Source organism: Saccharopolyspora phatthalungensis, from assembly GCF_014203395.1.
In the GTDB taxonomy this organism is placed as follows: Bacteria; Actinomycetota; Actinomycetes; order Mycobacteriales; family Pseudonocardiaceae; genus Saccharopolyspora; species Saccharopolyspora phatthalungensis.
The window spans coordinates 776,011-799,537 of record NZ_JACHIW010000002.1 but is presented as its reverse complement, the minus strand read 5'-3'; the positions used below and the strand labels follow the sequence as shown (position 1 = coordinate 799,537).

Sequence of the window (23,527 nt, the reverse complement as noted above, 5' to 3'; positions counted from 1 at the left end):
GTCTTGGAGACCCAGCGGGCGATTACCGTGCGCAAGCACGAGGGTGCAATCAAGCGCCGTTTCTCAGCGACACAGCGGGATGTCCGGTGGAGCTGGAACGTCAGGGAGCGTCTCGGCCGGTGGCTGGCAGGCCGAACACGGCGACCGACACCTCGATGCCGCCGGCGGGTTAAGGAGCGCCTTAGCGTGGGAAGTACGGTCCCGGTGCGGGTGCGGGTGCGGCTGCGATTCGTTCGCGGGCGAAGCGCAAGGCGACGGACACGGTGTCGCATTGAGTCGATGCCGCCTCGCGCAATACCTGGGCGGCGGTGTCGCCGATGCGCCGGACCCGGTCCTCAAGACCGTCGTCGTCACAACGGAGTTCGGCTTCGCACGCCATCAGCCCGCCGGCGTTGGCGATGAAGTCCGGAACGTAGACGATGCCGCGTCGCGTCAACACGTCTGCAACTCCCGCATCGGCGAGGATGTTGTTGGCCGCGCCGACGATAACGGGAGCTTTCATCGTCTCGGCGGCCTGCTCGTCGACCGTCCCGCCCAGCCCGCAGGGCGCCGCGATGTCCAGGTCGGCTGCCAAGATCTCGGCTGGATCTTCCGCTGTCGCCCCGTACTTCTCGCAGGCCATGCGAACTCGGTCGGCATCCAGATCCGCGACGACGACTTTCGCGCCGGCGTCGGCGAGCAACTCGACGAGGTACATGCCCACGTGCCCGGCCCCTTGCACCCCCACGCGAGCTCCGCGCAGCTCGCCGAGGTTCGCCTGCTGCACCGCGGCCTGCATGCTGCTGAATACGCCGATGGCCGTGAAGTACGACGGATCGCGTTGCTGGCTTGACACCAGCGGCACGTGGTCCGCGATGAGCGCGAGATCCGCGACGGTCGTGCCGGAATCGACGGCAGGGATGTATCGCCCACCCAGCGTATTGATGTACTCGGCATGCGCGATGAGCAAGTCACGGGTCTTCTGGGAAGCCGGATCCGCATTGATCACGCTCTTGCCGCCACCCAGGCGCAGGCCCGCCAGCGCGGCCTTGTAGGTCATGGCTTCCGCCAGGTTCATCGCATCCTGCGCGGCTTCAACATCGGTGCGGTATCGCTTGATGCGGATGCCACCGAGAGCCGGCCCCAACGCGGTGTTGTGCACTGCGATCACGCTGCGGAGTCCACGAGCCCTGTCCCGGCAAACGACCAGCTGCTCGAAATCACGCTCGGCCATATCGCGAATGATGCTCATGTTTCCCTCGATTGCTCTCGTCAGCTGATCGTTGCCGTAGATCATCACCCGATTACCGGCCAACGGTCCTGGACACGGCACTAGTTCTGGCTGAGCGTGTACGCTGGGCTCGGCTGGGTCTGGGACGGGACCATCAGCTCCGTGGCAGCGGTGAACTGCTCCAGCTCTTCTTGCTTGATGCCGTAGCAGTGCTCGGCAGCGGGGACGTATTCGCGCACCGCTTTCCACCGGCGGACTCGTTGCTTTCTTGGTCGAACAGCGGTGTCCACCGGTCGTCACGGTTGGTATCCTCACGCGCTATAGCTCGCAGAGGTTTTCGCTTGTTGTTCAGGACGTCTGAAATATGCCGCACACGTCCGGGTTTGTCAGCATCCGCTGCCCATTCGTACGGTCCGAGGGGGACTGAACAGGCAAACCGCGAGCTAGACCGGGTGGGCAGCCGGACACCCCGCGACCAACCGATCATGTTCCTGGCTCGGCGCGATATGCAAGATCAATCAGGACGGATCGAGTCCCGTCATGTGCGCAATGGATGCGCTTGGGTGTTTCTCCCAAGTTAAGGCAAAACCAGAAACCGCACGTCCTGGCTCGGGCTGACTAGTTGTCGATCGCCACGGCGCCGGGCGCGAGCACCAGCCGGGAGATCTGCAACCGGGTGGCCGATGGATGTGCTGCCGCCGCAAGGGAAGGGGTAGCAGTTCGGACGGTGCTTGTCAGTAGCCGTAGCCTGTTTGCACAAGCCGGATATGAACGAAAGGGCAACCCGCTGGCGTCCGGCGACGGTATCCGGAACACGAGCCCAATGAGCGCCTGCCAAGGGAAGACTTATCCCCTGAACACAGCCGGCGGACTGCCCTCAGGCACAGAGTAGCGTGCCCCCGTCTCGCCGGGGTCGCTTTTACTGCGTCCGGTTGCCAAAACGGTTACCTGAATGGCAACGATGAGCGTCGAGGAACGCCGAACCGTGGCAGCGGTCGATCGTGGGTTTCAGATGAGACCCGAACGAATCGCGAAGGAAACGGCGTGTGTGCGGTTGCGGAGTCCGTGGCGCTTGGTGACCTGGTGCAGGATGTTTTTGATGTTGCGTTCCGAATAGGCCAGTTTCTGCGCGATCTCCTTGAGGTCGAAGCCCTCGGAGATAAGCCGGAGAACATCGACCTCGCGGCTGGCGAGCCCGTACATGGTCAGGTCGCGGGGAGCGAGTACTTCGCGTTGGATGCGCTGGAGTTCGTCCATCAGCGTGCCCAGGAGCGACGGTGGGAGGACCCCGCCGCCGTTGCCGACGGTGTGGATGGTGTGCAGGAAGGAAGCGGGGGAGAAGCGGGAGCGCCAGAGTATGGCGCGGACGCCGCACTCGACGGCCTTGGAGATATATGGTCGTAAGTCGCCGTCGGCGATGAGCAGAAAGCTCTTGGCCGTCTCGGAAGCCAGCTCGCATAATGTCCTTATTACGTATGAGTCAGCGGTTTCCTGGGCTAAAACGACGACATCGGCGTCGGCCGTCCCGGTCTGGGTGAGTCGCCGATCCTGGTCGATGCAGCTGGCCAGGCCGGCTCGGGTGAGGTGGTCCGGGGCGTGGAGGGCCACGCGGACTGTCGCCACGGCCGTGTCGTGCACGTTGATTCCCCCGTGTGATGTATTAGTCGGCGGCTGATCAGGCGCGGGTTTGTCCTTGGCCGCAGCGAAGACAAGGAGCCGTCGCTACCGGCGGGCTTGCCGTGCTGATCGGCGACCCGCTTGAACCGCCGCAAGCCGGCATGCGTTAGGTCGTGCACGGTCGAGGACCCCGTTGGCCTCCCTTCGGGGCGACTTCAGCCCAGGAGCAGCGCAAACCGTGTGACCGGTGCGCTTGGCTCGCCGAACCGAGCGGTCCGGCGGCTCCGGTACGTCGCCCGGCGCCCGTACGCCCGGGAGCACTCGGGTTCACGGGCCTCCTCTGGTCGCTTATGCGGACGGCCTACTGTGCTCCTCCGCATGGTCGAATTTTCGTCAGTAGAGATGAGGGAGTCAAGGCGCAGTGAGGACGGATACGCGAAGTTGGCGCGGCGGTAACCTGTCCAGCCGACCGTCTTCCGGCCGCGGTGCTGGCTCGCATGGTCTGCGCTGCCCACACTGGTTTTGCGGGCGGTGGCGGCAAAGCCGGATCGAAGGATGCCGATTCGGGATGTGTCGCGTGCGGGCCGAAATACCGGCGTCGCCGAATGCACGTGGTGACCCAGGGTTGACAGCACATCCGGGATCGAAATCACATCGGCATCATCGCTGGCATCGGCACGTGACGCGCGCCGGTCGAGATCGGCATTGCCGGAGATTGCGGCATCGGCTTGTTCGCCGATGCGCACACTGAAAGTGATTTGGGTGAACGGGCATTCAACGTTCCCGTTCGGGCTTGATCAAGGAAATCGGCTCGCCGCAGCGGAACGGAGCGCTATGCTGCGCTCTGCATTGCAAAAGTCCGGGTTTTGTCCGGGAATTCGCTAACGATCCGTGCCCAGGCCGACCGCTCCTAGATGCGCCGCGCACCGCAGGAGGTCGGATGACGATGAGGAAGCGATGAACGCCACTGACGAAATGTTACTGGAAGCCGAATCCGTTAGACGAAAGAACTTTGGGAGTGCGCTCCGCCTGCACTCGGTGATCTATCCGCTCGATTTCTGCACCTCGGGATGCACCTATTGCGGCCTGAGCACGCTACTCAAGAATGCGCATGGGATTCGTGGCGGAATGCCGCCGGAGACGTTCAAGCGGCTGCTGACCGAACTGGTCGATGTCGGCTACCGGGTGCACGAACTGGTCTTCGGCACGGTCGCCGAGGATCAGGAACTGCTGGCTACCAGGGTCGCGCGCTGGGTCTCGCGGGCACGCGAGATCGATCCCGACGGTTACCTCATCGTCAACTGCGACACCCTGCAACCCGCCGGATACCGGCGGCTCAAGGACGCCGGGGCGGACGCGGTGTGGACCTTCATGGAGGTGATGACACCGGAGATCTATGCCGCCAAGCACCGGTCCGGCCTGAAGGCCGACCGCGAGCAGCGGCTTGAGGCGCCGCAACGGATGCGGGACGCGGGGCTCGAAGTCGGCAACGCGCTGCTGTGGGGCCTGGCCGCCGATTGGAAGGCCGAGCTGGAGCAGTTCGTCGAGTGGTCCCGTGAGGTCGGCGGGTTCGACTTCGTCGCCACCCCGGTCCAGCAGACGTTGACGCTGCTGGAGGGCTCGGAGGTTCCGGCGGACTTCGATGTCAATCCGCCGCTGCTGGTGACCGAGTCCCGGTATCTGGAAATCTGCGCCCACCTGCGGCTGGCCTTCCCGGATGCGCACCTGGTCGCGAACACCCGGCTCGACCCGAAGTTCGTCTACGGCAACGTTTCCCGGATCACCGACATGTGCAACGGCTACGTGTGGACCGGTTCGCTGTCGCATCCCAAAGACGAGCTCGCCCCGGTCGGCCACGTGCGCTCGGCCGCGACGCAGATGGACTTCTTCAATCCCGGCTCATTGCCCGGGGGCATCCAGGAGCTGTGCCCGGACGACGTGCTCGTCGAGCTCGCCCTATAGCGCAGGCGCCTCGGCTAACCGCAACGTCGCGATTTCAATGGGAATCGACGCGCTGATTTCCATTGAAATCGCCGTTGGTGTGCGCCGCGAGCGCAGACGACACCACCTCGATCACCTTAGGCCGGTGATCGTTGATGTAGAAGTGCCCGCCGGAGTAGGTGTGGAGTTCGAATTTCCCGGTGGTGTGCTGTTCCCACGCCTCGGCCTCCTGGCGGGTGGCCAGCGGGTCGGTGTCCCCGACCAGCGTGACGATCGGGCACGACAGCGGGACGCTCGACCGCGGGCGGTAGGTCTCGATCGCACGGTAGTCGCTGCGCACCAGGGGAAGGATCAGTTCCACCAGCTCCGGGTTGTCGAACACCCGGGTATCGGTGCCGGACAGGGCCTTGAGCTCGGAGATCACACCGCGGTCGTCGAGCAGATGCACGCGCTCCTCGCGGTGGCTGGACGGCGCGCGCCGGCCGGAAGCGAACAGCATGACCGGCGGTATTCCCGCGTCGTCCAGCCGGCGGGCGACCTCGAACGCGACGGTGGCGCCCATGCTGTGGCCGAAGAACGCCCACCTGCGGTCGGCCAGCGGGCGGAACGCCTCGAAGACTTCGTCGGCGAGACGATGGATGTCGTCGATCAGCGGCTCGGTGTGGCGGTCTTGCCGACCGGGGTACTGCACCGACAGGACCTGCGTCGTCGTGGACAGCGCGGTCGACATCGGTAGGTAGAAGTTCGCCGCACCTCCGGCGTGCGGGAAGCACACCAAGCCGATCTCGGCGTCGGGTCCGTTGTGGTAGCGGCGGAACCACAGGTCGCTGTCGAGGGGCATTGCGCGGGCAGCCTTTCTGGTTGCTGGCGGGCCTCCGGGCCGCCGCGGCGGCCCGGAGGCCCAAGACTACAGATCCGCGAGGAAACGGCATGGGGCGAGCCCGGGTTCGTCGTTGAGCGTTCACCACGCGGACTGGTCAACTGACCCTGGGGCCGAGGGGGTGGCCGTCAGCTCTTGCGACGGACGGTGCTTTCTTGCGCATTTCTGCTTGGCTAGTGAAAAAATCACGGTGGCCGGTCGCCACCTGCTTTCCGGGTGCCTCTGTGCCGGATCCCGTGCCCATTTCAATATAGGAATGCCTCGCGCCGGCCGTGGCCGCTTCCGTACGCTTAGGACCGCGCTGGCCACCAAGGCGCATCGGCGGCGGTTGCGCGCTTCGGTGCGCATGCTGATCCACTATTTCAGCGAATGGATACGCCACCGCAATGCCAAGGCGGTCTCGGCGCCGCATTGGTAACGATCAGAATTTGGGGTAGCGTACCGATAAATGCTCGTTACCTGCCCATGCGGGGCAGGTCTCTCGCCCCAAATATGCGGACAGTAACGGCAAAACTACGGAACGTGCTCTCCTGGAGTGGCTCCGGGCTTGCAGAGGTACCCGCAGTGAACAACAAGAACGCGGCTTCATACGCCGATCACGGTGAATTGTTCAACGCCCTGCCGGTGGCGATGGCCGTGCACGATGACCAGGGAAACCTCCTGGCGGTCAACGAGGCTCTTTGCGAGCTCCTGGGCTACGCCCGCGCCGAGATCACCACGATGACCTGGGCAGATTTGCTCGACTCGCAGAACGGCGAGCCGGCGGCGCGGCACGAGCTCATGCGCCATCAGCGCAGCCTGGTCGGCGCCCACGGGCAGCGCGTGTTCTGCGATGTGCATTCCACCCGCAGCGAGCACGCTGATGAGTCGGTATGGCTGACCGCGGTCCTGGATGTCGGTCAGCGGCGTCGATACATCGGCCAGTTGCACGACGAACTGATCTATGACGAGCTGACCGGGCTGCTCAACCGCAGGGGCATCTGGCAACTGCTGAGCCGGTTGTTGGCGGAGAATACCGATGGGCAGCTGGCCGTGCTCTTCTGCGACCTCGACAACTTCAAACGCATCAACGACTCGCTGGGCCACGAGGTGGGCGACGAATTGCTGTCGGTGCTGGCGACCCGCCTGCGGCATGGCCTGCCGCCGGGCTGCACACCGGCCCGGCATTCCGGAGATGAATTCCTCGTCGTCTGCGCCGATCTGGCCGCCGCCGGCGGCCTGGACGCGCTCACCGACATCGTCTCGGAGCTGCTGACCACGACCATCGTTCCCCGCGGATACGAAATCGCGGTGTCCGCCTCGATCGGCGCGGCCACGGTCAGCGATCCGTCGCACACCCCGCAAGATCTGCTGCGATTCGCCGATTCGGCGATGTATCACGCCAAGAACCAGGGTGGGGCGCGGGTGGTCCGCGCGGATCCCGATCTGACCAACTCACTAGAGCAGGAGATGCAGTTGGAGGGACAGCTCCGCCTGGCGATCATCCGCGACGAACTCGTCCTGCACTACCAGCCGATCGTGGACCAGGCCGGCCGCGTGATCGGCGCCGAGGCGTTGCTGCGTTGGCCGCACCCTGAGCACGGCCTGTTGTCGGCAGAGGCGATCCTGCCCGCCGCCCGCCGCGCCGGCCTGCTGGCCGAGCTTGACCGGTGGGTGTTGCGCACCGCGCTGCACGAGGCCGTGCAGTGGCCGCACACCGAGGCCGGCCGACCGGTTGGTATCGCGGTCAATCTCGGTAGCCAGTTGCTGCACAGTCCGAAATTTGCGGATGATCTCGCCGGAATCGTCACCGACTGCGGCATCGCCTGGGACCGGGTGACCCTGGAAATCACCGAAACCGACCTGCTCGACCTCACCCCGGGCACCCTCGCGGCCATGACCGACCTGGTCGCCCGTGGGGTGCGTTTCGCCGTGGACGACTTCGGCACGGGCTATTCCTCCCTGGAACGCCTCAAAGACCTGCCCGTGCAAGTCATCAAACTCGACCGCAAATTCGTCTCCGGGGTCGGAGACGATCCCGTTGACACCGCCATCGCCGGCGCCGCCCTCAGCATCGCTCAGGCCCGCGGGATCTCCTGCATCGCCGAAGGCGTGGAAAACACCGACCAGCTCTACCGGCTAGCGGCCCTCGGCTACGACACGCACCAAGGCTTTCTGTTCTCCGCAGCTGTACCGGGGGCCGAACTGCGCACCCTCATCAACTGCTCGCCCGCCCTCAACGGTTCCGTGCAGCGAAGGTCGCCGGTCGCGGTCCGCGTTCGGTCCGAACGCACCGAAGTCCCGCCGCCCCGCAGCCGCTGCTCGCCTGTGGTCGCCCGCCGGCAGGGCAAGGTGACCGGAACCACCGGCATGGTGCCCGGCGAACACCTGTGCTGGGCATACCAGTACCCCGAGGAATTCCAGACCCGTGCCCGTGAGTACGTCCTTGACGGTATCCGCCTGGGACAGCAGGTCCTCTACCTCGGCAACGCCCCTGCTTCGCACCTGCGAACGCAGTTGGCCCTGGACGACAGGCTCGCCGCCGCGCTGGAAACGGGCGCTCTCTCGGTGTCCTCGGTGACGGATTCCTATCCTGTCGACCACAGCGGAGCCGTCATGCCGGAGGCCACGACGGCCACTTTCCTGGCCGCCGCCGAGGAGGCACTTGCGGCCGGATACAGCGGGTACCGCGTGATCGGCGACGGCACCCCGATGGTGCGCACGCCCGCCCATCGCGAGGCGTTCGCCCGTTCCGAGTATCTTTTCGATCATGCGATGAGCGCCCAGCCGGTGACCGGGCTGTGCGCCTACGACGTCACGCAGCTCGGCAGTTCGGCCATCGCCGAACTCGCCTGCCTGCATCCGTTGACCAGCCCGCACGCGAGCCCGTTCCGGTTGTACAGCGAACCACCCGACGGCACCGGCGGCCGCTACCTCGGCCTCGCCGGGAGCGTCGACCTGCCCTGCGCTGACCTGCTCGTGCACGCCCTGCGGCACAACCGGCAGGAAGAGCTGCTCATCAACGACCGAGGACTGGAGATCCTCGACCCCCGCGCACTGCTGGCCCTGGACCGCCACGCGCGCGAACACGAGCAGCGCCTCATACTCCGTCTCGCCCGGCCACTGGCCACCCGCCTGACCGGCCTGTTCGACCGCCTCACCCACACCCGAATCGAAGCGCAAGCGCACTCTTCGCACCCGCACCCGTCCGACCCGCTTGCGTCCTGACCCCGGATCTGATCGTTTGGTGCGGACGGCCACGCGATCAAGCCCGGCGCTCCCGTGGAGCGTCGACTCCACCGACCGGCGGTCACCCGGACTTGCATGGTAATTCACCACCATGCATAATTTTGTACTATGTCCAAGGTTCTGACCTCCCTGCCCACCGGCGAGCGCGTCGGCATCGCTTTCTCCGGCGGCCTCGACACTTCCGTCGCGGTCGCGTGGATGCGCGACAAGGGCGCCGTCCCGTGCACCTACACCGCCGACATCGGCCAGTACGACGAGCCCGACATCGCCTCGGTGCCCGGCCGCGCGTTGACCTACGGTGCCGAGATCGCGCGGCTGGTGGACTGCCGCGCGGCGTTGGTCGAGGAGGGCTTGGCCGCGCTCACCTGCGGTGCGTTCCACATTCGCTCGGCCGGGCGCTCCTACTTCAACACCACGCCGCTGGGCCGTGCCGTCACCGGGACCCTGCTGGTCCGGGCGATGCTTGAGGACGAGGTGCAGATCTGGGGCGACGGCTCGACGTTCAAGGGCAACGACATCGAACGGTTCTACCGGTACGGCCTGCTCGCGAACCCCCAACTGCGCATCTACAAGCCCTGGCTCGACGCGGACTTCGTGTCCGAACTCGGCGGGCGCAAGGAGATGTCGGAGTGGCTGCTCGCCCACGGCCTGCCCTACCGGGACAGCGCCGAGAAGGCCTATTCGACCGACGCCAACATCTGGGGCGCCACCCATGAGGCCAAGACCCTCGAACACCTCGACACCGGCATTGAGACCGTGAATCCGATCATGGGCGTGCGGTTCTGGGATCCCGACGTCGAGATCGAGGCCGAGGACGTGACGATCGGCTTCGAACAGGGCCGCCCGGTGACGATCAACGGCAAGGAGTTCGCCACCCCGGTCGACCTGGTGCTGGAGGCGAACGCGGTCGGTGGACGGCACGGCATGGGCATGTCGGACCAGATCGAGAACCGGGTGATCGAGGCCAAGAGTCGCGGCATCTACGAGGCGCCCGGGATGGCGTTGCTGCACGCGGCGTACGAACGACTGGTCAACGCGATCCACAACGAGGACACGCTGGCGAGCTACCACAACGAGGGACGGCGGCTCGGCCGGCTGATGTACGAGGGCCGCTGGCTCGATCCGCAGGCGCTGATGTTGCGGGAGTCGTTGCAGCGTTGGGTCGGCACGGCGGTCACCGGCGAGGTGACGCTGCGGTTGCGGCGCGGCGAGGATTACTCGATCTTGGACACCTCCGGACCCGCGTTCAGCTACCACCCGGACAAGCTGTCGATGGAGCGCACCGAGGACTCGGCCTTCGGCCCGGTGGACCGGATCGGCCAGCTCACCATGCGCAACCTCGACATCGCCGACTCGCGGGCCAAGCTTGAGCAGTACGCTGGCCTCGGCATGGTCGGCACCAACCATCCCGCGCTCATCGGTGCCGCCCAGGCGGCGTCGACCGGCCTGATCGGGGCGATGCCGCAGGGCGGCGCCGAGGCCATCGCATCGCGCGGCGAGGTCTCCGGCGACGACGAAACGCTCGACCGCGCCGCGATGGAGTACGGCACCGACTGACCGGCTCGTGGGCCGGGGACCAAATGTCCATAGTGGACGTTGGCCGGATAGCGGTGGTTTCAATGGAAATCGGCACGTCGATTTCCATTGAAATCGCCCCGCTACGCCTCGCTCGGTCGCCCGGGTGCGGGGTGAACGGTCAGCTCGACGACGTCGGCCAATCGGTAGGGCTGGGTGTCCACGAGGGCCCCGTGCAAGCGGCGGAGCCTCGACACCTCCGCGCGCACCGTGACGAGGTGCTCGGCATCGCCGAACAAGGCCAGACTCAGCGCTTTGGCGGAGAGGCCGTCGGGGTCGGCGGAATGCAGCAGCGCGAAGATCTCAGCATGTCGCTTGGTGAGGGCATGGTGCCATTCGGTGTCACCGGCTCGTAGCCGGAGCACGGGTGGGCGGGACAGGTCGAGATCGAGCCGCAACGTCCGGCCGCGGCTCGACGGTTGGATGAGCCAGCCATCGGCCAGCCGCTCGGGAAGGCAGGAGCCCAGACCGGGCACCGCGAGGACCTGTGGGGCGACGACGAGTCCGGGCTGTTCATGAAGTACCTCCGCCGCGGCTCTGGCTACTACATCGACGTCGGCGCCGCCGAACTGGTCGCCGACGGCGAGATCAAGCTAGCCCACGGCCAAGTCGACCACCTCACCAGGAACAGCGTGGTGCTGGCCGACGGCACCGAATTGCCAGCCGATCTCGTCGTCTATGCGACCGGGTACGGCTCGATGAACGGCTGGGTGGCGGACCTGGCCGGTCAGGAAATGGCCGACAAGGTGGGCAAGTGCTGGGGTCTGGGTTCGGGCACGACGAAGGATCCCGGGCCGTGGGAGGGCGAGCAGCGCAACATGTGGAAACCCACGCAGCAGCAAGGGTTGTGGTTCCACGGCGGGAACCTGCATCAGTCCCGGCACTACTCGCTCTATCTCGCCTTGCAGCTCAAGGCCCGCTACGAGAGGATTCCGACTCCGGTGTACGGCGTGCCAGAAGTGCACCACCTCTCCTGAGCGGCCGGCTCGTTGGCCGAGGCTGCGCCGGGTATAGGTCGTGGGCGGCGCGCTGTGCAGCCTCAGTGTTGCGCCGCGAGGGATCTGGAGCGTTGCGGTCGATCTTGCCGACCCCCCGGTTGATCGACAGCCGGGCGAGGTAGTGAATCCGATCCGGGACGTTAGATCCCGACTTCTTGTCCGCTGAGGACAGTGCCGAGGGTGCCGGTGCAGCCTGCCTCGCCCGCGTTCCGGTGCCAGGTGCTCCAGTGCTCTCAAGTACATCGTCGGCACGCCGGTCACGATCGTGGGGTCGTGCTCGGTGATCTGCCGGTCCAATGCGGTCGCGTCGAAGCGCTCGACGAGCGCGATGCTCGCGCCTGCGAGCAGCGGGGCGATCAGCTGATTGTTGAGTCCGTTCGTGTGATAAACCGGCATGATGTGCAGCAGCCGCGATGCAGGAAGCTCCCGCCGAGGGCGACCGAGTCGCCGTCGCCGATGTAGTCGGTGAGCTCCGCCAGGGATACGATTTTGTCGGTTGGGGTCATTGTTTCTGTTCTTCTCGGAAACGTTGGAGGCGGTCCCGGAGCCCGGGAACCGAGGCCGAGCGAACGAGATCGGCGAGATCGGCATCTGCCGAATCGGCCGCGAGAGCTCGGTGGAACACCGAGCGGGCGTCCGCTTCGACTCGGCCGGCCCCCTCGGCCACGCGGGCCAGCAGTTCGTCCCACTCGCTGGTATCGGCGACCTCGGTCAGCAGACCGGTGCGCAATGCGTGGTCGGCGTCCATCGTCAAGCCCCGGCCCTGCACGTCTCGGGCGGCCGTTTCCCCGATCCGGCCTGCGAGTCTGCGCGTGCCGAGCACGATCCCGAAGGCCAGCCCGGGAAATCTGAACGCGGAATCAGGCGTCCCTACCCGGTGCGTGCAGGCGCAGACCAGGTCGGCGGCCGCTCCGAACACCCGACCGTGCGCCAGCGCGAGCGTCTCGAACGGTGCGTGGAAGACCAGTTGGAGCAATTGCTCGACGCGCACGAAACGCCGCAGCAGATCGCCGTCGCTGGCCTCGGCCAACCCGCCGAAGTCGAAGCCCGCGCTGAAGGTCTTTCCCTCGCCGCGCAGCACCACGAGATCGGTGGGCTCCTGGTGCGCATCCCGCAAGCATTCGATCAAATCCTCCACAATGGATTCCGCGAGGGCATTGCGCTTGGCCGGCCGGTTCAGCGTCAGCACGAGCGCGCGGTCGGTGCGCTCGGCCACGAGCTCGATCATCGGCTCTTCCTCATCTCGTCGACGATTTCGGCGTTGTGCTCGCCGAGAGCCGGCGGACGGCGCCATACCTTGGGGGACTCGCCGTTGAAACGCAGCGGTGAAATGAACGTCCGCGTGGTCCTGCCGCCGGGCAGCTCTATATCGGCCACCCATTGCATGTGCTCGACCTGCGGATCGGCGAGCGCTTGCGAGTAGCTGTTCAGCGGCGAGCACGGTACACCGGCACGTGTGAAGAGGTCGAGCAGTTCGGCCGTCGGGTAGTTGGCGAACTCCTCCTCCAGCAAGCACCTGAGTTCGTCCTGGTGCCGTGCGCGTGTGGTCGTGGAGACGAACCGTTCGTCGGCGGCCAGATCCGGCCGCCCGAGGGCGGTGCACGTCGCCTGCCACAGCCGGTCGTTTCCTGCGGCCAGGGCGAAATGTCCGTCCGCGGCGCGGAAAGCCTGGTACGGCGCGTTGCGCGGATGAGCGGAACCGAGCCTGCCCGGATCCGCACCCTTTCCGAAATATTCGCTGGTCTGCAACGCGGCGATGGCAGCGAGGATCCGAACATCGACACGTCGATGTAGGTGCCGCATGCCGCAGTAGGGCCCCGACGCCACTGTGCAGAATTCGACGACACTGATGTCGCGCAACGGTGTAACCATCAACCAATCACCTTCGCTTTTCCGTTTCACCAGGGTCGAGTCCCAGTTGTGTTCTACTATGCGGAACAGCGTTCTATATAACGATATGCCGCCGACGCGCGTTGCGTCAATCCGTTGACAGGCACGGAGAGGCCGCTCACAATGGCCGCCGATACTCGTGGTGATCAGTCCGCTTTTGCAGGCTTTTTCGGCGGGCGCCGAGTCCGGCGGGGTGTCGGTTTACCTCGCGGAGATCGCCAAACCGGGCCACCGCGGGCTTTACGTGAGCTGGCAGTCGGCCAGTCGGCAGATCAGCGTGGTCTTCGCGGCTCGTCACCCTCCCGAGATCATGCCGGAAACCGTGCGTGCCACCGGTTTCGCGATCAGCACCATCGCGACACCCGGACTCGTGGGAGATCCGGCCCCGGCCACCGCGACGCCCGGACCCGTGGGAGATCCGGCCCCGGCCACGGAAATCCGCCGCGCGTAGTCGAGCACGGCAGCACGAGCCTCCTCGCGGGTGGGTCCGGATCGCCCTGGGGAAACGCCCCTGCGGCGCAGGCCCCTCGATTACTAGTCGGTCGCTCGGGCTGCCGCACGCCAGTAGTCGCGGCAGCCTAGCTCCCGCGATATGCCTTCGGCCGCCTTCAGCACCTCGTCGCGGAAACTCGACTCGATCTTCGGCAGGAGCCGGTCCGTCGGCCCCGACACGCCGACCGCGGCCTCGGGCTCGTCCTGTGCGTTGAAGATGACCGCGGCCAGCCCGGAGACCGAGCTCCGCCACTCGCCGCGGTTGACCGCCCACCCGCGTTCGCGAACCTCCGCGAGTTCCTGCCGGAGCGCCGCGGGGTCGGTGATCGTGCGGTCGGTGTAGGAGACTAGGGCTTCACCTACGACGGCAGCCAGGTCGTCGTGGGAAAGCCGAGCCAGGAGGGCTTTCCCGGAGGCCACGCAGTGGGCGGGGGCGCGTCCGCCGATGGAGGAGTATGCCCGTACGGGCTGCGGGCTCTCGATCTTGTCGAGGTAAACGACGGCTGCCCCCTCAAGAGCGGCGAGGTGCACGGTCTCCTGGGTCACGTCAGCAAGCCGCTGGGTGTGCGGAGTCGCCAGCCTGCGCACGTCCACCCGGTCCATGATCGCGCTCGACAGCTCGAACAACTTGAGCGTGCATTCGTAGGTTCCGGCCGTGTCGGCGGCTCGGACGTAGCCGGCCGCGGCAAGGGTCTGCAGGGTCCGGTGCGCGTTGCTCCGGGCAAGGCCCAGCTCGCGGGCCAGTTCGCTAACCCCGCGCGGGGTGGGGCTCAGCGCGAGTGTCTCCAGCACCCGGAGCCCTTTCAGCAACGTACTGTCCATCATCCCATTATATAGAACGGCATTCCATAATGTCGTGGGCAATCCGGAGCGCGTTGCAGTGCCTGCGCGGTCATCGACCCCGCAGGCGCCTCTTGTAGAAGGGTGTCTGGACGCTTCGCTTGCCTTTCGCGTAGATCGTGGCGAACAGGCTCAACATCGACATTGCGAGATCTTCCTGGCGTTGCTCGGCAACCAGCCTGTTCCAGATCTCGTCTGCCGCCGGGCGGTCCTTCTCCTGGACGGCGGCGGCGAAGCGCAAGGCATCGAGCTCGTCGTGGGACAGGGCCTGCCGGGGCCCGCGGTGCCCATTCGGATCGTCGACCTCGATCTGCTTGCGGTCGAGGTTCGAGGCCAGCACGACGGCGGCCAGGTACAGGCCGGATTCTCCGTGGGTGTCCCTGAGGTCCATCAGGTGTCCGCGCGCGGCTGATGGTGTGCCGCCCACGTAGGCGTCCACTGCGGCCTGGGCGAATCCGAGAACTGACCGCTCGTTCTCTTCGGTCAGCAACGCCAGATCGAACATGGGCTAGGACGCTAGCTTCCGATCAACGAGACGGACAGACATCTAGCCCGAACGGGTTAACGTGGCAAGGAAAAGAACGGGGATGGCCGCGTCCGCCGCCGAGGTGATCGGTTTCCGCTATTCCGATGATTCATCGCCAAGGGCGAGAAAATTTCTGTTTCTGTTCTTTTGCTGGGTGTCATGACCGGCTGGGGCGGGTTGGTCGGGTGCCGGGATTTCCCAATTTTAGGCAAAATCGGGTCCGCGCATCCGCAGGGCGGCGAGAAAGTTCGGTGCGGAAATCGCGCTAGCGCGCGATGGTCCGATCCGCGCTGTTTAAGCGAAGGGCGGTTCGAGAAGATCGGATTGTGCTTAGCGAAGCGGGGCTGCGGATCGGCCAGGAGATCGTCAAGTACGCGGCACGCGCCTGGGTGGGGCATCGCACTACCGTCGAGGTCCGGAACGCGGAATTGATCGACTTGGTCGCGGTCGGCGTGGTGGACCAGTTCCACCGCCGCAAGCTCGCCCGGCAGTGGGAGGAGATCGGTGACCAAGTGGCGCAGCGCCTGCTCCCGGTGCTGGAACGGGAAGCGAAGTTACCCGATGCCGAGTGCCGGGCGGCCCTCGGCGCGGTCGTGGAAACGCTGATCGAAGCCGACCTGTCCGATTACGCGCTGTTCGACGCTGATGTCGACCCGATGACGCTGGCGCGGAGCATCCGCCGGCGGATGAGCCAAGCTCCTCGCCGAGCCGGGTTGAGCGAAGCCGGGGAACTGCTCTACCGGCGGGTCCTCGACGAGAGCTGCGTCTGCATCGTCAGCGTCGTCCAGCAGCTCCCGGCGTTCGAACCTCGTGCGCTGACCGAACTGCTGCGCCGGGTCTCCGATGCCGCGGACCAGATCGGCCGGGTGCTGGAGCGTCTTCCTCGCGCCACGCTCGACGCGCCGCGAGGAACCGACCATGATGCCGAGTTCACCCACCGCTATCTGGCCTATCTGAGCGAGACGCTCGACGTGCTGGAGCTCTACGGCGTCGACGTCCACCGGTTTCGGCCCCGGACTTCGGTCAGCTTGGCGTACCTGAGCCTGTCGGTCACCGGTTCTCGTCGCGACGTACCGCCTGGCAGGCGCGGCGGGGAATGGGATATCCCGTCCGAACGCGGTCTGCGGGTCGAAGAGGCCCTCGGGGAGGGAAAGCGAACGCTGCTGCGCGGTGACGCCGGATCCGGGAAGACGACCTTGCTTCAGTGGATCGCCATCAACGCCGCCCGGCACGGCTTCACCGGCTCGCTTGCCAGGTGCAACGGTGCCATTCCGTTCGTCGTCTGGCTGCGCGGGCACGCCGACGGGGAACTTCCGTGGCCGGAGGACATGGTCGCCGCCGGCGCGGGGCCGTTCGCCGCCCAGATGCCCCCGGGCTGGGCGCACCGGCAGTTCTCCTCAGGTGCGGCGCTGTTGTTGGTCGACGGCGTGGACGAGCTGACGAGTCGCCGCCGCGCGGCCGTCCGCAGATGGCTTTCCCGACTGGTCGCGGCCTTCCCCGAGATCGAGATCGTGATCACCTCCCGCCCGGCAGCGGCGGAAGCGCGATGGCTCGACGGCCAGGGATTCCAGTCACTGCTGCTGGAACCGATGACGCCGGCGGACGTCGACGCCTTCTGCCGCAGGTGGCACGACGCCGTCCGGGAAACCGCCCGAAACGGCGCGGAACTTCCGTGCACCATCGCGGAACTGACCGAGTACGAGGCAAGCCTGGCCCAGCAGCTGGATTCCAGGCGCCACCTGCGGGCGTTGGCCACGAACCCGCTGATGTGCGCCATGCTCTGCGCGCTTAACCTCGACCGCCGCAAGTATCTGCCGGCGGACCGGATGCAGCTCTACGCGGCCGCGCTGGAAATGCTCATCGAACGCCGTGACGCCGAACGTGCGGTACCAACCGATCCGGCATTGGAGGTCGCGTCGAAGGTGGCGCTCCTCCAGTACCTCGCGTGGTGGCTGACCCAGTGCGGCCGGGCAGAGCTGGGGATCGAGGATGCCGTCCAGCGGGTCGACTACGCGCTCACTCGCATGCCCAACCTGGATCTCGACGCCAAGTCGGCCGTGCGCTACCTGGTCGAGCGCAGCGGTGTCCTCCGCCAGCCCAGGCTCGGCCGCGTCGATTTCGTGCACCGCACCTTCCAGGAATACCTTGCGGCCAAACAAGCCGCCGAGGAACACCTCATCGACGTCTTGATTCGCAATGCTCATCTGGACCAGTGGCGCGAGACCGTGGTGATGGCCGCCGGGCATGCGACTGCGCGGCTCCGCGACGAGTTGCTGACCGGAATGCTCGACAGAGCAGACGAGGAGCCCCGGCGCGCTCGTCGGCTCCGCCTGATCAGCGCCTCCTGCCTCGACACCGCGCACACGGTCTCGCCGGAGGTTGCCGCACGGACTACAGCCGCCCTCAACGCACTGCTTCCGCCTCGGCGGAAGCAGGAGGCGCGCTCCCTCGCGCTCGTCGGAGAACGACTCCTTCGCCACCTTCCGCGCCGGCTGGACGACCTCAGCGAATCGGCCGCTGCGGCATGCGTGCACGCGGCTACGCTGATCAGCGGGCCGGAGGCGTTGTCCACGCTGGCGCGGTACGCGAGCGATCCACGGGAGCAGGTCCAGCTCGAACTTGCGCAGGCATGGAAGTACTTCAACCCCGAGGAATTCGCGAAGAAGGTGCTCGCCCACGCACCGCTGCGGTACGGCAGTATCACCGTAGAGCGATCGGAACACCTGCCGCACCTCGGGAAGCTCCGGGCGCTGCGGGCAACAAAGCTTGATCTGCGGGTCGACCGGACCGAAGACCTCGGCGCCCTCAGCGAGGTACCGAACCTCACCGAACTGCGGATCTATCCCGAGGGCCCAGCACTCGACCTGAGCCCGCTGCGCCGGTACCCGAACCTGGAGTACCTCCAGATCGTGAACAGCCCGTGCCGGGGTCTGGATGTGCTGGGGGAGCTGCGACACCTGGTCGGCCTCCACATCAGGCTTTCCCGGCAGGTGAGCGATCTGGAGTTCGCGAGCAACCTTGCCCAGGTCGAGCACTTCTTTTTCGGCGACTGCCGGAACATCCGGGACGTATCGCCGCTGAACGGCCTGCCGGCCGCGTCGGTCAAGCTTTGGGGATGCGAGGCATTGAACGACCTGTCCGGTTGGACCGGCTCGTCCCGGCTGACGACGCTCGGCATTCACGCCGCCCCGCTCTATGGCGGTGCCGGGGCGTTGGAAACGCTCATTTCCGGACTGGAGTTCCTCACCCTCTCGGCCTGTCCCACGGTGACGGACCTCAATCCGCTTCGCGGAACAAGGATTTCCACGCTGTGGCTCGCACACTGCCCGGTCACCGATCTCGCGCCCCTCGGGGAGGCAAACGAGCTGCGGGACCTCGCCATCGACTGGACCGAGGTCACCGACATCAGCCCCGTCGTCGGTCTCCCGCGACTGCGACGCATCGACATGCGCGGTCTGTCTCCCGATTTGGATCTTCGGCCGCTGCAAGACCGGCCGCGATCTCCCAAGCTGGAAATTTGGCTCAGCCCCGGGCAACGAGCACGCGGACTGGGCGGGCTCGGTGAGGGGGTGCGGATCAAGCGGGTGTGAGTCCTGCGGAGGTTCCCTCCGTTCATGTCGCCGCTGGGGGTTGTTCTTGTGGAATGCAGAGCTTGTCCGCTAATTGATCGACGCTCGGGTCGAGCATGTGGTTGTAGCGGGCCAGCTTCCCCGGATCGTCCTTGTCATTCAGGCCGTGATCCCTACAGATCTTCGTGAGAGTGTCACCTTGCTGCACCTGATAGACCATGCATACGTTGTGATCCTCGGACAGGAGCAGCCTGTCACCGGGGTGAATGAGGTCCGGATTCTGGATGTGGTTGATCCGCTGGAGCTCCTGCCACGGAACGTGGAACCATTCGCCGATCTCCGAGAGCGTGTCGCCCTCTTGCACAACGTAGGTGTTGCATTCATTAGTCGGGGCGGTAGTCATGGAAACTCCTAGCGACATGCGCGGTCTGTCTCCCGGCCTGGATCTTCAGCCGCTGCAAGACCGGCCGCGCTCTCCCAAGCTGGACAAGGAGTCGCCCTCGACGGGCGGCTCGTCAAGGGCGACTCCGGCCTGCGGCGAGTGCCCGAGTGCCGCAGGCTCACTCCGTTTCCGCCGTTGCGGTGCGTCACGATTGCGGAATGCAGATCTTTTGCCCCACCTCGATGTGATCCGGATTGCGGATGTGGTTGTAGCGCGCCAACGGGCGCCAATCCACGTGGAACTTCTCGCCGATCTCCGAGAGCGTGTCGCCCCTCACCACGGTGTAGACCGTGCATACGTTGTGATCCTCGGACAGGAGCAGCCTGTCACCGGGGTGAATGAGGTCCGGATTCTGGATGTGGTTGATCCGCTGCAGCTCCCGCCACGGAACGTGGAACCATTCGCCGATCTCCGAGAGCGTGTCGCCCTCTTGCACCACGTAGACGTTGCATTGATTAGTGGGGGCAGTAGTCATGGAGACTCCTCGGGTTGTTCGGTCGCGCTCCCGCCGGATCGCTCGGAGCGCCCCTTCCATGAAAAGCACGACACCCGTGCGGCGACAATGAACAGTCCGCTTCATTGAGGGTTCATCGCCGATGCCGTGCTACGGCTGAACGAGCGTGACAGCGTGCTGAATCTTCTGAAGCCACACGGAGAACACTGAACCCCCATTAAATCCTTCGGATCCATATTGAAATCTTCCAGCCGTCTCCCGAACCTGGATCTTCGGCCGCCGCGAGACCGACACGATCGTCCAAGCCGGGGACCTGGCTCAGCCCCGGGCAAACAGCACGCGGACCGGGCGAAGTCGGCGAGGTCGACCGGGCCGTCAGGGCCGAACCGGGTTACCGCAGGATGGATTTCAGCGAGAGTCGCCCTCGACGGGCGGCTCGTCGAGGGCGACTCCGGCGTGCGGCGGATGCCCGGAGTGCCCGAGCGCCACAGGGCGGAGACTCACTCCGCTCCTTCCGCTGCCGTGCGTCACGATTGCGGAATGCAGATCTTTTCGCCCGGGTGGATGAGATTCGGATTTTTGATGTGATTGTAGCGCGCCAAGGTCAGCGGATCCGTATCAGGATTCAGGCCATGATCCCTGCAGATCTTCGTGAGATTGTCATCAGGCTGGACCGTGTAGACCATGCACACGTTGTGATCCTCCGACAGGGTTAGGTTGTCACCGGGGTAAATGAGGTCCGGATTCTTGATGTGGTTGATCCGCTGGAGGTCCTTCTGCTTAACGTGGAACCATTCGGCGATCTCCGAGAGCGTGTCGCCGCTTTGCACCTCGTAGACGTTGCATTGATTAGTGGGGGCAGTAGTCATGGAGACTCCTCGGGTTGTTCGGTTGCGCTCCCGCCGGATCGCTCGGAGCGCCCCTTCCATGGAATGCGCGACGCCCGTGCGGCGACAATGAACAGTCCGCTTCATTGAGGGTTCATCGTCGATGCCGCCGTACTGCTGGTCGAGCACGGCAGCGTGCTGAACCTGCTGAAACCACGCGGAAAAACTGAACCCAAGTTAGATCCTTCGGATCCATATTGAACCTTCCAGCGGTCCGTGGCACCTCTCGGCGCGGGGGTCACGGGGCTGCTGCGATTCGCAAAGGCGAAGTCGCAGGAGAGTCGGGACCATTTGCCATACCCGCCACCGTCACGCCTTGATAGGGTCGGCATTGAACTGGCCGTGCGACGCGACGCCTGGCAACTGGAGGACGCTTCCAGATGACGGTGAAACGGGATCTTGGCGAAGCGCCGCTGGGGCGGTGCCAGGGTGATTCAGCATGATCGAGATCATTATCGTTGCCGCGACGAGGTTCTATCGGGAGGGGTTGGCCCTTGCCCTCCAGAACGCCGACGGCTTCGAAGTCATCGCGACCCTGGCGCGGCCGGAGGAACTCGAACCGGATCTCGCCGCGCGCACTCACGGAGTGGTCCTGCTTGATATTTCGGACTTGTCGGACGGTCCCAGTGTCGTGCTCGCGTTGCGCGCGAGAAATCCCGGTCTGCGGCTCATCGCGTTAGGGGTGTCTGCGCAGGAATATGACATCATTGCATATGCCGAGTTGGGCGCGGCCGGGTACCTGACCCGGGATCATTCGATTTCTGAACTGGTTCGGACGATCGAGAGCGTTGCCCACGGGGAGTTGCGCTGCTCGCCGAGGGTGGCGGCCGCCTTGAGTCGCCGGGTGGCCGAGCTGTCCGCAGAGGTGCAGCCCGGTCCGAACGCGGGGCTCTTGAGCCGTCGGGAAGCGGAGGTCGCCGTGCTGCTGGAGCAGGGTCTGTCCAATCAGGAGATCTCCCGGCAGCTGTGCATCGCCTTGGCTACCGTGAAGAACCACGTGCACAACATCCTGGACAAACTCGGATTGCAGGGGCGGGCCGCGGCCGCCGCTTGGGCCCGGCAGCAACGCTTGGACCACTCCGTCCTCATTCGTTCGACGCTGCATCAGGCTCTTCCACCGAGTAACCGCCCGCACTCGTGACTCTCCCGGAATAGCTCACGCGGGCCAGGCGTGCGGAGCCGAATCCACTTCGGCCCACCGGCTTCAACGTGCCGCTCGGCCACGATGGCCCGATGGGCGGTTCGAAGTTGGGCCGCTGCAACCAAATGTGCGTTGGTTCGTGGTGAAACCGGATGGGCGCGTGAACCCGGTCCGCGACTGGGTTGAGCCTCATTTGAACCGTCGGGCCCATACCGAGGCCGTCGAAGCCATCCGACGATGTGGTAGCTACCTCCAGGGCAACGAGGCCGTGCCGCCGTGGCGGCTTGCCGGTGACCAGGTCCTCCAGCAGGCCGGGGTGGAATTCGCCTGGCAGCTCTCGACGAGTCGACCTCGACCAAACGAAAGGCACGATCATGCAAAGTCCGCAGCCCAGGCTGACTGTTCCACTCAACATCGCAATAGAGATAGGAGAATCGGCGACGGCGGAGCTCGCTCAGGTTGCCTACACGCCGGCCGAAATCGCCCGCCCGCACTCTTATTACGACGGTTACACGGGATACGAACCGGGATTCCTCGGGACCGACTTGTCGTTACCGGAACTCTCCGACGAACAGCGTCGCAATGCGGCGAAGAACAATGATGCGCCCGCCGGCAAGGATCCCACCGTCCTGCCGTACACGCACTTCAGCATCGTTGTCAATCGGCGCCGTCAACTGGCCTACTACACGGCGGTGAACATCGACGGGGCTAAGACCGTCGAATTCGACCGGCAGGCGGACAAGTGGTACTTCGACCCGCGCATCGCGGAATCGGAGCAGATCGGCGAGTCGCTTTACCGGCGCAACGCGCTGGACCGGGGGCACCTCGTGCGGCGGCTGGATCCGGTTTGGGGAGCCGACCCGGCGCGAGCGAACGACGATACGTTTCACTTCACGAACTGTTCGCCGCAGCATGAGAAGTTCAACCAGGGAACAGAGCTCTGGCTGGGGCTGGAGAACTTCATCCTGGAGAACGCCGACCTCACGGACAAGAAGATAACCGTGTTCACGGGCCCGGTCATGACCGATGACGACCCGCTGTACAAGGGCGTCCGGCTTCCCCTGGCGTACTGGAAAGTCATCGGCTACCGCGATCCCGGTGGTGCGCTTCGCGTCTCGGCATACCTGCTTGACCAAACGAGACTGATCGACGACATGCTCCCCTTCGCGGCGGTCTTCGAAGCCGGTACCTACCGCATTTCGCTGGCGCACCTGCGAGCACAAACGGGCCTTGATTTCCGGTACCTGGAGACGCACGAAACCCCGTTGACGTCGGATGGACTCGAAGCGCGTGTCGGCAGGGTGCCGTTACACAGCGACTTCTCCAACCTGGTGCTCTAGCTCGACATGCCGGATGTGCGCTCAGCGCATGATCCCGTCCACGATGTTGAGCAGCGCTTCCGGCGAGATCTCTCCGAGCGGGCGGCAGTGGAACGCCTCGCGGCCGTCGCCCGTCATGATCAGGAGGTGCACGGGCGAACCTTGTACGAGCAGCTGCATCAGCAGGTCGGGAAGCTGGTGGTACCCGGTGGTCAGGACCACCAGGTCGGCTCGTGTGCTGTTGATGCTCAGTACAACCTGTCGGGCGCTATCCGCGTTTCCGGCACTGCCAACGATGTCGATCCCGCGCCGTTGCGTGACAACGACCTGAATGATCTCACGCATCATGCGTGGCATGTCGATGAGGAAGATCCTGGCATTCATGATAAGAACCTCCTCGCCTCCCGGACATCATGGCTTTGCCGTCCAGGCGGCAGAATGATCCCGGCGGGGCCAAAGTGGGTTCATAGTCAATCCAACGCGCACGCCGCCTGCGAGCGACTGACCGGTCCGACCGA

The 23,527-nt window shown here is 65.4% G+C and carries 21 protein-coding genes and 2 pseudogenes; 8 read left to right on the top strand and 15 right to left on the bottom strand.

Annotated features, from left to right (window positions below):
- Window positions 1-181: 181 nt before the first annotated feature.
- The 4 genes from BJ970_RS30495 to BJ970_RS30480 all read right to left on the bottom strand — a co-directional run bounded on the left by BJ970_RS30495 (window position 182) and on the right by BJ970_RS30480 (window position 3,573).
- Window positions 182-1,231 (bottom strand): Glu/Leu/Phe/Val family dehydrogenase, encoded by a 1,050-nt coding sequence (locus BJ970_RS30495; protein WP_184730635.1) that lies wholly within the window; start codon window positions 1,229-1,231, stop codon window positions 182-184.
- A gap of 80 nt (window positions 1,232-1,311) precedes the next feature.
- The gene (locus BJ970_RS30490) at window positions 1,312-1,449 is read right to left on the bottom strand and encodes a hypothetical protein (RefSeq protein WP_184730633.1); all 138 of its coding nucleotides are present in this window, start codon (window positions 1,447-1,449) and stop codon (window positions 1,312-1,314) included.
- A 769-nt stretch (window positions 1,450-2,218) separates the two neighbouring features.
- The gene (locus tag BJ970_RS30485) at window positions 2,219-2,848 is read right to left on the bottom strand and encodes a helix-turn-helix transcriptional regulator (RefSeq protein WP_184730631.1); all 630 of its coding nucleotides are present in this window, start codon (window positions 2,846-2,848) and stop codon (window positions 2,219-2,221) included.
- Between the two features lie 194 nt (window positions 2,849-3,042).
- Window positions 3,043-3,573 (bottom strand): hypothetical protein, encoded by a 531-nt coding sequence (locus BJ970_RS30480; RefSeq protein ID WP_184730628.1) that lies wholly within the window; start codon window positions 3,571-3,573, stop codon window positions 3,043-3,045.
- 211 nt (window positions 3,574-3,784) lie between these two features.
- Here BJ970_RS30480 and BJ970_RS30475 point away from each other — a divergent pair, with 211 nt between their 5' ends.
- The gene (locus tag BJ970_RS30475) at window positions 3,785-4,789 is read left to right on the top strand and encodes a radical SAM family protein (RefSeq protein WP_184730625.1); all 1,005 of its coding nucleotides are present in this window, start codon (window positions 3,785-3,787) and stop codon (window positions 4,787-4,789) included.
- A gap of 34 nt (window positions 4,790-4,823) precedes the next feature.
- On the opposite strand, the gene BJ970_RS30470 is transcribed toward BJ970_RS30475, so the two are convergent.
- Window positions 4,824-5,609 carry a thioesterase II family protein gene (locus tag BJ970_RS30470; RefSeq protein WP_184730623.1) on the bottom strand — a complete coding sequence of 262 codons (786 nt, stop codon included), beginning with the start codon at window positions 5,607-5,609 and terminating at the stop codon, window positions 4,824-4,826.
- Window positions 5,610-6,212: 603 nt separating this feature from the next.
- Here BJ970_RS30470 and BJ970_RS30465 point away from each other — a divergent pair.
- Entirely contained in the window at window positions 6,213-8,855 is a 2,643-nt protein-coding gene (locus BJ970_RS30465; RefSeq protein WP_184730621.1) for an EAL domain-containing protein, read from the top strand.
- Window positions 8,856-8,984: 129 nt separating this feature from the next.
- The gene (argG, locus tag BJ970_RS30460; RefSeq protein WP_184730619.1) at window positions 8,985-10,433 is read left to right on the top strand and encodes an argininosuccinate synthase; all 1,449 of its coding nucleotides are present in this window, start codon (window positions 8,985-8,987) and stop codon (window positions 10,431-10,433) included.
- A 101-nt stretch (window positions 10,434-10,534) separates the two neighbouring features.
- Here argG and BJ970_RS30455 read toward each other — a convergent pair whose 3' ends face one another.
- Window positions 10,535-10,849 carry a hypothetical protein gene (locus BJ970_RS30455; RefSeq protein ID WP_184730617.1) on the bottom strand — a complete coding sequence of 105 codons (315 nt, stop codon included), beginning with the start codon at window positions 10,847-10,849 and terminating at the stop codon, window positions 10,535-10,537.
- A gap of 90 nt (window positions 10,850-10,939) precedes the next feature.
- Here BJ970_RS30455 and BJ970_RS30450 point away from each other — a divergent pair.
- Window positions 10,940-11,428 (top strand): annotated as a pseudogene (locus tag BJ970_RS30450) (NAD(P)/FAD-dependent oxidoreductase); the annotation flags it as partial.
- Window positions 11,429-11,668: 240 nt separating this feature from the next.
- Here the strand turns inward: BJ970_RS30450 and BJ970_RS40250 are convergent.
- The 3 genes and pseudogenes from BJ970_RS40250 to BJ970_RS30435 all read right to left on the bottom strand — a co-directional run.
- Window positions 11,669-12,040: pseudogene (locus tag BJ970_RS40250) on the bottom strand (AMP-binding protein); the annotation flags it as partial.
- Window positions 11,952-12,677 carry an enoyl-CoA hydratase/isomerase family protein gene (locus BJ970_RS30440; protein ID WP_184730615.1) on the bottom strand — a complete coding sequence of 242 codons (726 nt, stop codon included), beginning with the start codon at window positions 12,675-12,677 and terminating at the stop codon, window positions 11,952-11,954. The pseudogene BJ970_RS40250 and the gene BJ970_RS30440, both read right to left, overlap by 89 nt.
- Complete coding sequence (locus BJ970_RS30435) at window positions 12,674-13,321, bottom strand: CoA transferase (RefSeq protein ID WP_184730613.1); 648 nt, start codon at window positions 13,319-13,321, stop codon at window positions 12,674-12,676. The genes BJ970_RS30440 and BJ970_RS30435 overlap by 4 nt, the downstream gene beginning before the upstream one ends.
- A 160-nt stretch (window positions 13,322-13,481) precedes the next feature.
- On the opposite strand from BJ970_RS30435, the gene BJ970_RS39150 reads away from it, so the two are divergent.
- Complete coding sequence (locus BJ970_RS39150; protein WP_221468320.1) at window positions 13,482-13,790, top strand: hypothetical protein; 309 nt, start codon at window positions 13,482-13,484, stop codon at window positions 13,788-13,790.
- Window positions 13,791-13,873: 83 nt separating this feature from the next.
- Here the strand turns inward: BJ970_RS39150 and BJ970_RS30425 are convergent, their stop codons facing one another.
- A complete protein-coding gene (locus tag BJ970_RS30425) occupies window positions 13,874-14,653 on the bottom strand; it encodes an IclR family transcriptional regulator (protein WP_184730611.1) in 780 nt (259 codons plus the stop codon).
- A 70-nt stretch (window positions 14,654-14,723) separates the two neighbouring features.
- The gene (locus BJ970_RS30420; RefSeq protein ID WP_184730609.1) at window positions 14,724-15,176 is read right to left on the bottom strand and encodes a hypothetical protein; all 453 of its coding nucleotides are present in this window, start codon (window positions 15,174-15,176) and stop codon (window positions 14,724-14,726) included.
- A gap of 347 nt (window positions 15,177-15,523) precedes the next feature.
- On the opposite strand from BJ970_RS30420, the gene BJ970_RS30415 reads away from it, so the two are divergent.
- Window positions 15,524-18,787, top strand: coding sequence for an NACHT domain-containing protein (locus BJ970_RS30415; protein WP_184730607.1), 3,264 nt, complete (start codon window positions 15,524-15,526; stop codon window positions 18,785-18,787).
- 22 nt (window positions 18,788-18,809) lie between these two features.
- Here the strand turns inward: BJ970_RS30415 and BJ970_RS30410 are convergent, their stop codons facing one another.
- From BJ970_RS30410 to BJ970_RS30400, 3 genes are all read right to left on the bottom strand, one after another.
- A complete protein-coding gene (locus tag BJ970_RS30410; protein WP_184730605.1) occupies window positions 18,810-19,169 on the bottom strand; it encodes a lytic transglycosylase in 360 nt (119 codons plus the stop codon).
- A gap of 184 nt (window positions 19,170-19,353) precedes the next feature.
- A complete protein-coding gene (locus BJ970_RS30405; RefSeq protein ID WP_184730603.1) occupies window positions 19,354-19,683 on the bottom strand; it encodes a LysM peptidoglycan-binding domain-containing protein in 330 nt (109 codons plus the stop codon).
- A 506-nt stretch (window positions 19,684-20,189) separates the two neighbouring features.
- The gene (locus BJ970_RS30400) at window positions 20,190-20,678 is read right to left on the bottom strand and encodes a LysM peptidoglycan-binding domain-containing protein (protein ID WP_184730601.1); all 489 of its coding nucleotides are present in this window, start codon (window positions 20,676-20,678) and stop codon (window positions 20,190-20,192) included.
- 310 nt (window positions 20,679-20,988) lie between these two features.
- Here BJ970_RS30400 and BJ970_RS30395 point away from each other — a divergent pair, with 310 nt between their 5' ends.
- On the top strand, window positions 20,989-21,690 hold the full coding sequence (locus BJ970_RS30395) for a LuxR C-terminal-related transcriptional regulator (RefSeq protein ID WP_184730599.1): 702 nt from the start codon (window positions 20,989-20,991) through the stop codon (window positions 21,688-21,690).
- Between the two features lie 374 nt (window positions 21,691-22,064).
- Window positions 22,065-23,030, top strand: coding sequence for a DNA/RNA non-specific endonuclease (locus BJ970_RS30390; protein WP_184730597.1), 966 nt, complete (start codon window positions 22,065-22,067; stop codon window positions 23,028-23,030).
- 21 nt (window positions 23,031-23,051) lie between these two features.
- Here BJ970_RS30390 and BJ970_RS30385 read toward each other — a convergent pair whose 3' ends face one another.
- Complete coding sequence (locus BJ970_RS30385) at window positions 23,052-23,393, bottom strand: response regulator transcription factor (RefSeq protein ID WP_184730595.1); 342 nt, start codon at window positions 23,391-23,393, stop codon at window positions 23,052-23,054.
- Between the last annotated feature and the right edge of the window lie 134 nt (window positions 23,394-23,527).

Coding starts and splice junctions, on each gene's coding strand:
- BJ970_RS30495 (WP_184730635.1), bottom strand. CDS start 1,231: ATGAGCATCATTCGCGATATGGCCGAGCGTGATTTCGAGCAGCTGGTC.
- BJ970_RS30475 (WP_184730625.1), top strand. CDS start 3,785: ATGAACGCCACTGACGAAATGTTACTGGAAGCCGAATCCGTTAGACGA.
- BJ970_RS30470 (WP_184730623.1), bottom strand. CDS start 5,609: ATGCCCCTCGACAGCGACCTGTGGTTCCGCCGCTACCACAACGGACCC.
- argG (WP_184730619.1), top strand. CDS start 8,985: ATGTCCAAGGTTCTGACCTCCCTGCCCACCGGCGAGCGCGTCGGCATC.
- BJ970_RS30440 (WP_184730615.1), bottom strand. CDS start 12,677: ATGATCGAGCTCGTGGCCGAGCGCACCGACCGCGCGCTCGTGCTGACG.
- BJ970_RS30435 (WP_184730613.1), bottom strand. CDS start 13,321: ATGGTTACACCGTTGCGCGACATCAGTGTCGTCGAATTCTGCACAGTG.
- BJ970_RS30425 (WP_184730611.1), bottom strand. CDS start 14,653: ATGGACAGTACGTTGCTGAAAGGGCTCCGGGTGCTGGAGACACTCGCG.
- BJ970_RS30420 (WP_184730609.1), bottom strand. CDS start 15,176: ATGTTCGATCTGGCGTTGCTGACCGAAGAGAACGAGCGGTCAGTTCTC.
- BJ970_RS30410 (WP_184730605.1), bottom strand. CDS start 19,169: ATGACTACCGCCCCGACTAATGAATGCAACACCTACGTTGTGCAAGAG.
- BJ970_RS30405 (WP_184730603.1), bottom strand. CDS start 19,683: ATGACTACTGCCCCCACTAATCAATGCAACGTCTACGTGGTGCAAGAG.
- BJ970_RS30395 (WP_184730599.1), top strand. CDS start 20,989: ATGATCGAGATCATTATCGTTGCCGCGACGAGGTTCTATCGGGAGGGG.
- BJ970_RS30390 (WP_184730597.1), top strand. CDS start 22,065: ATGCAAAGTCCGCAGCCCAGGCTGACTGTTCCACTCAACATCGCAATA.
- BJ970_RS30385 (WP_184730595.1), bottom strand. CDS start 23,393: ATGAATGCCAGGATCTTCCTCATCGACATGCCACGCATGATGCGTGAG.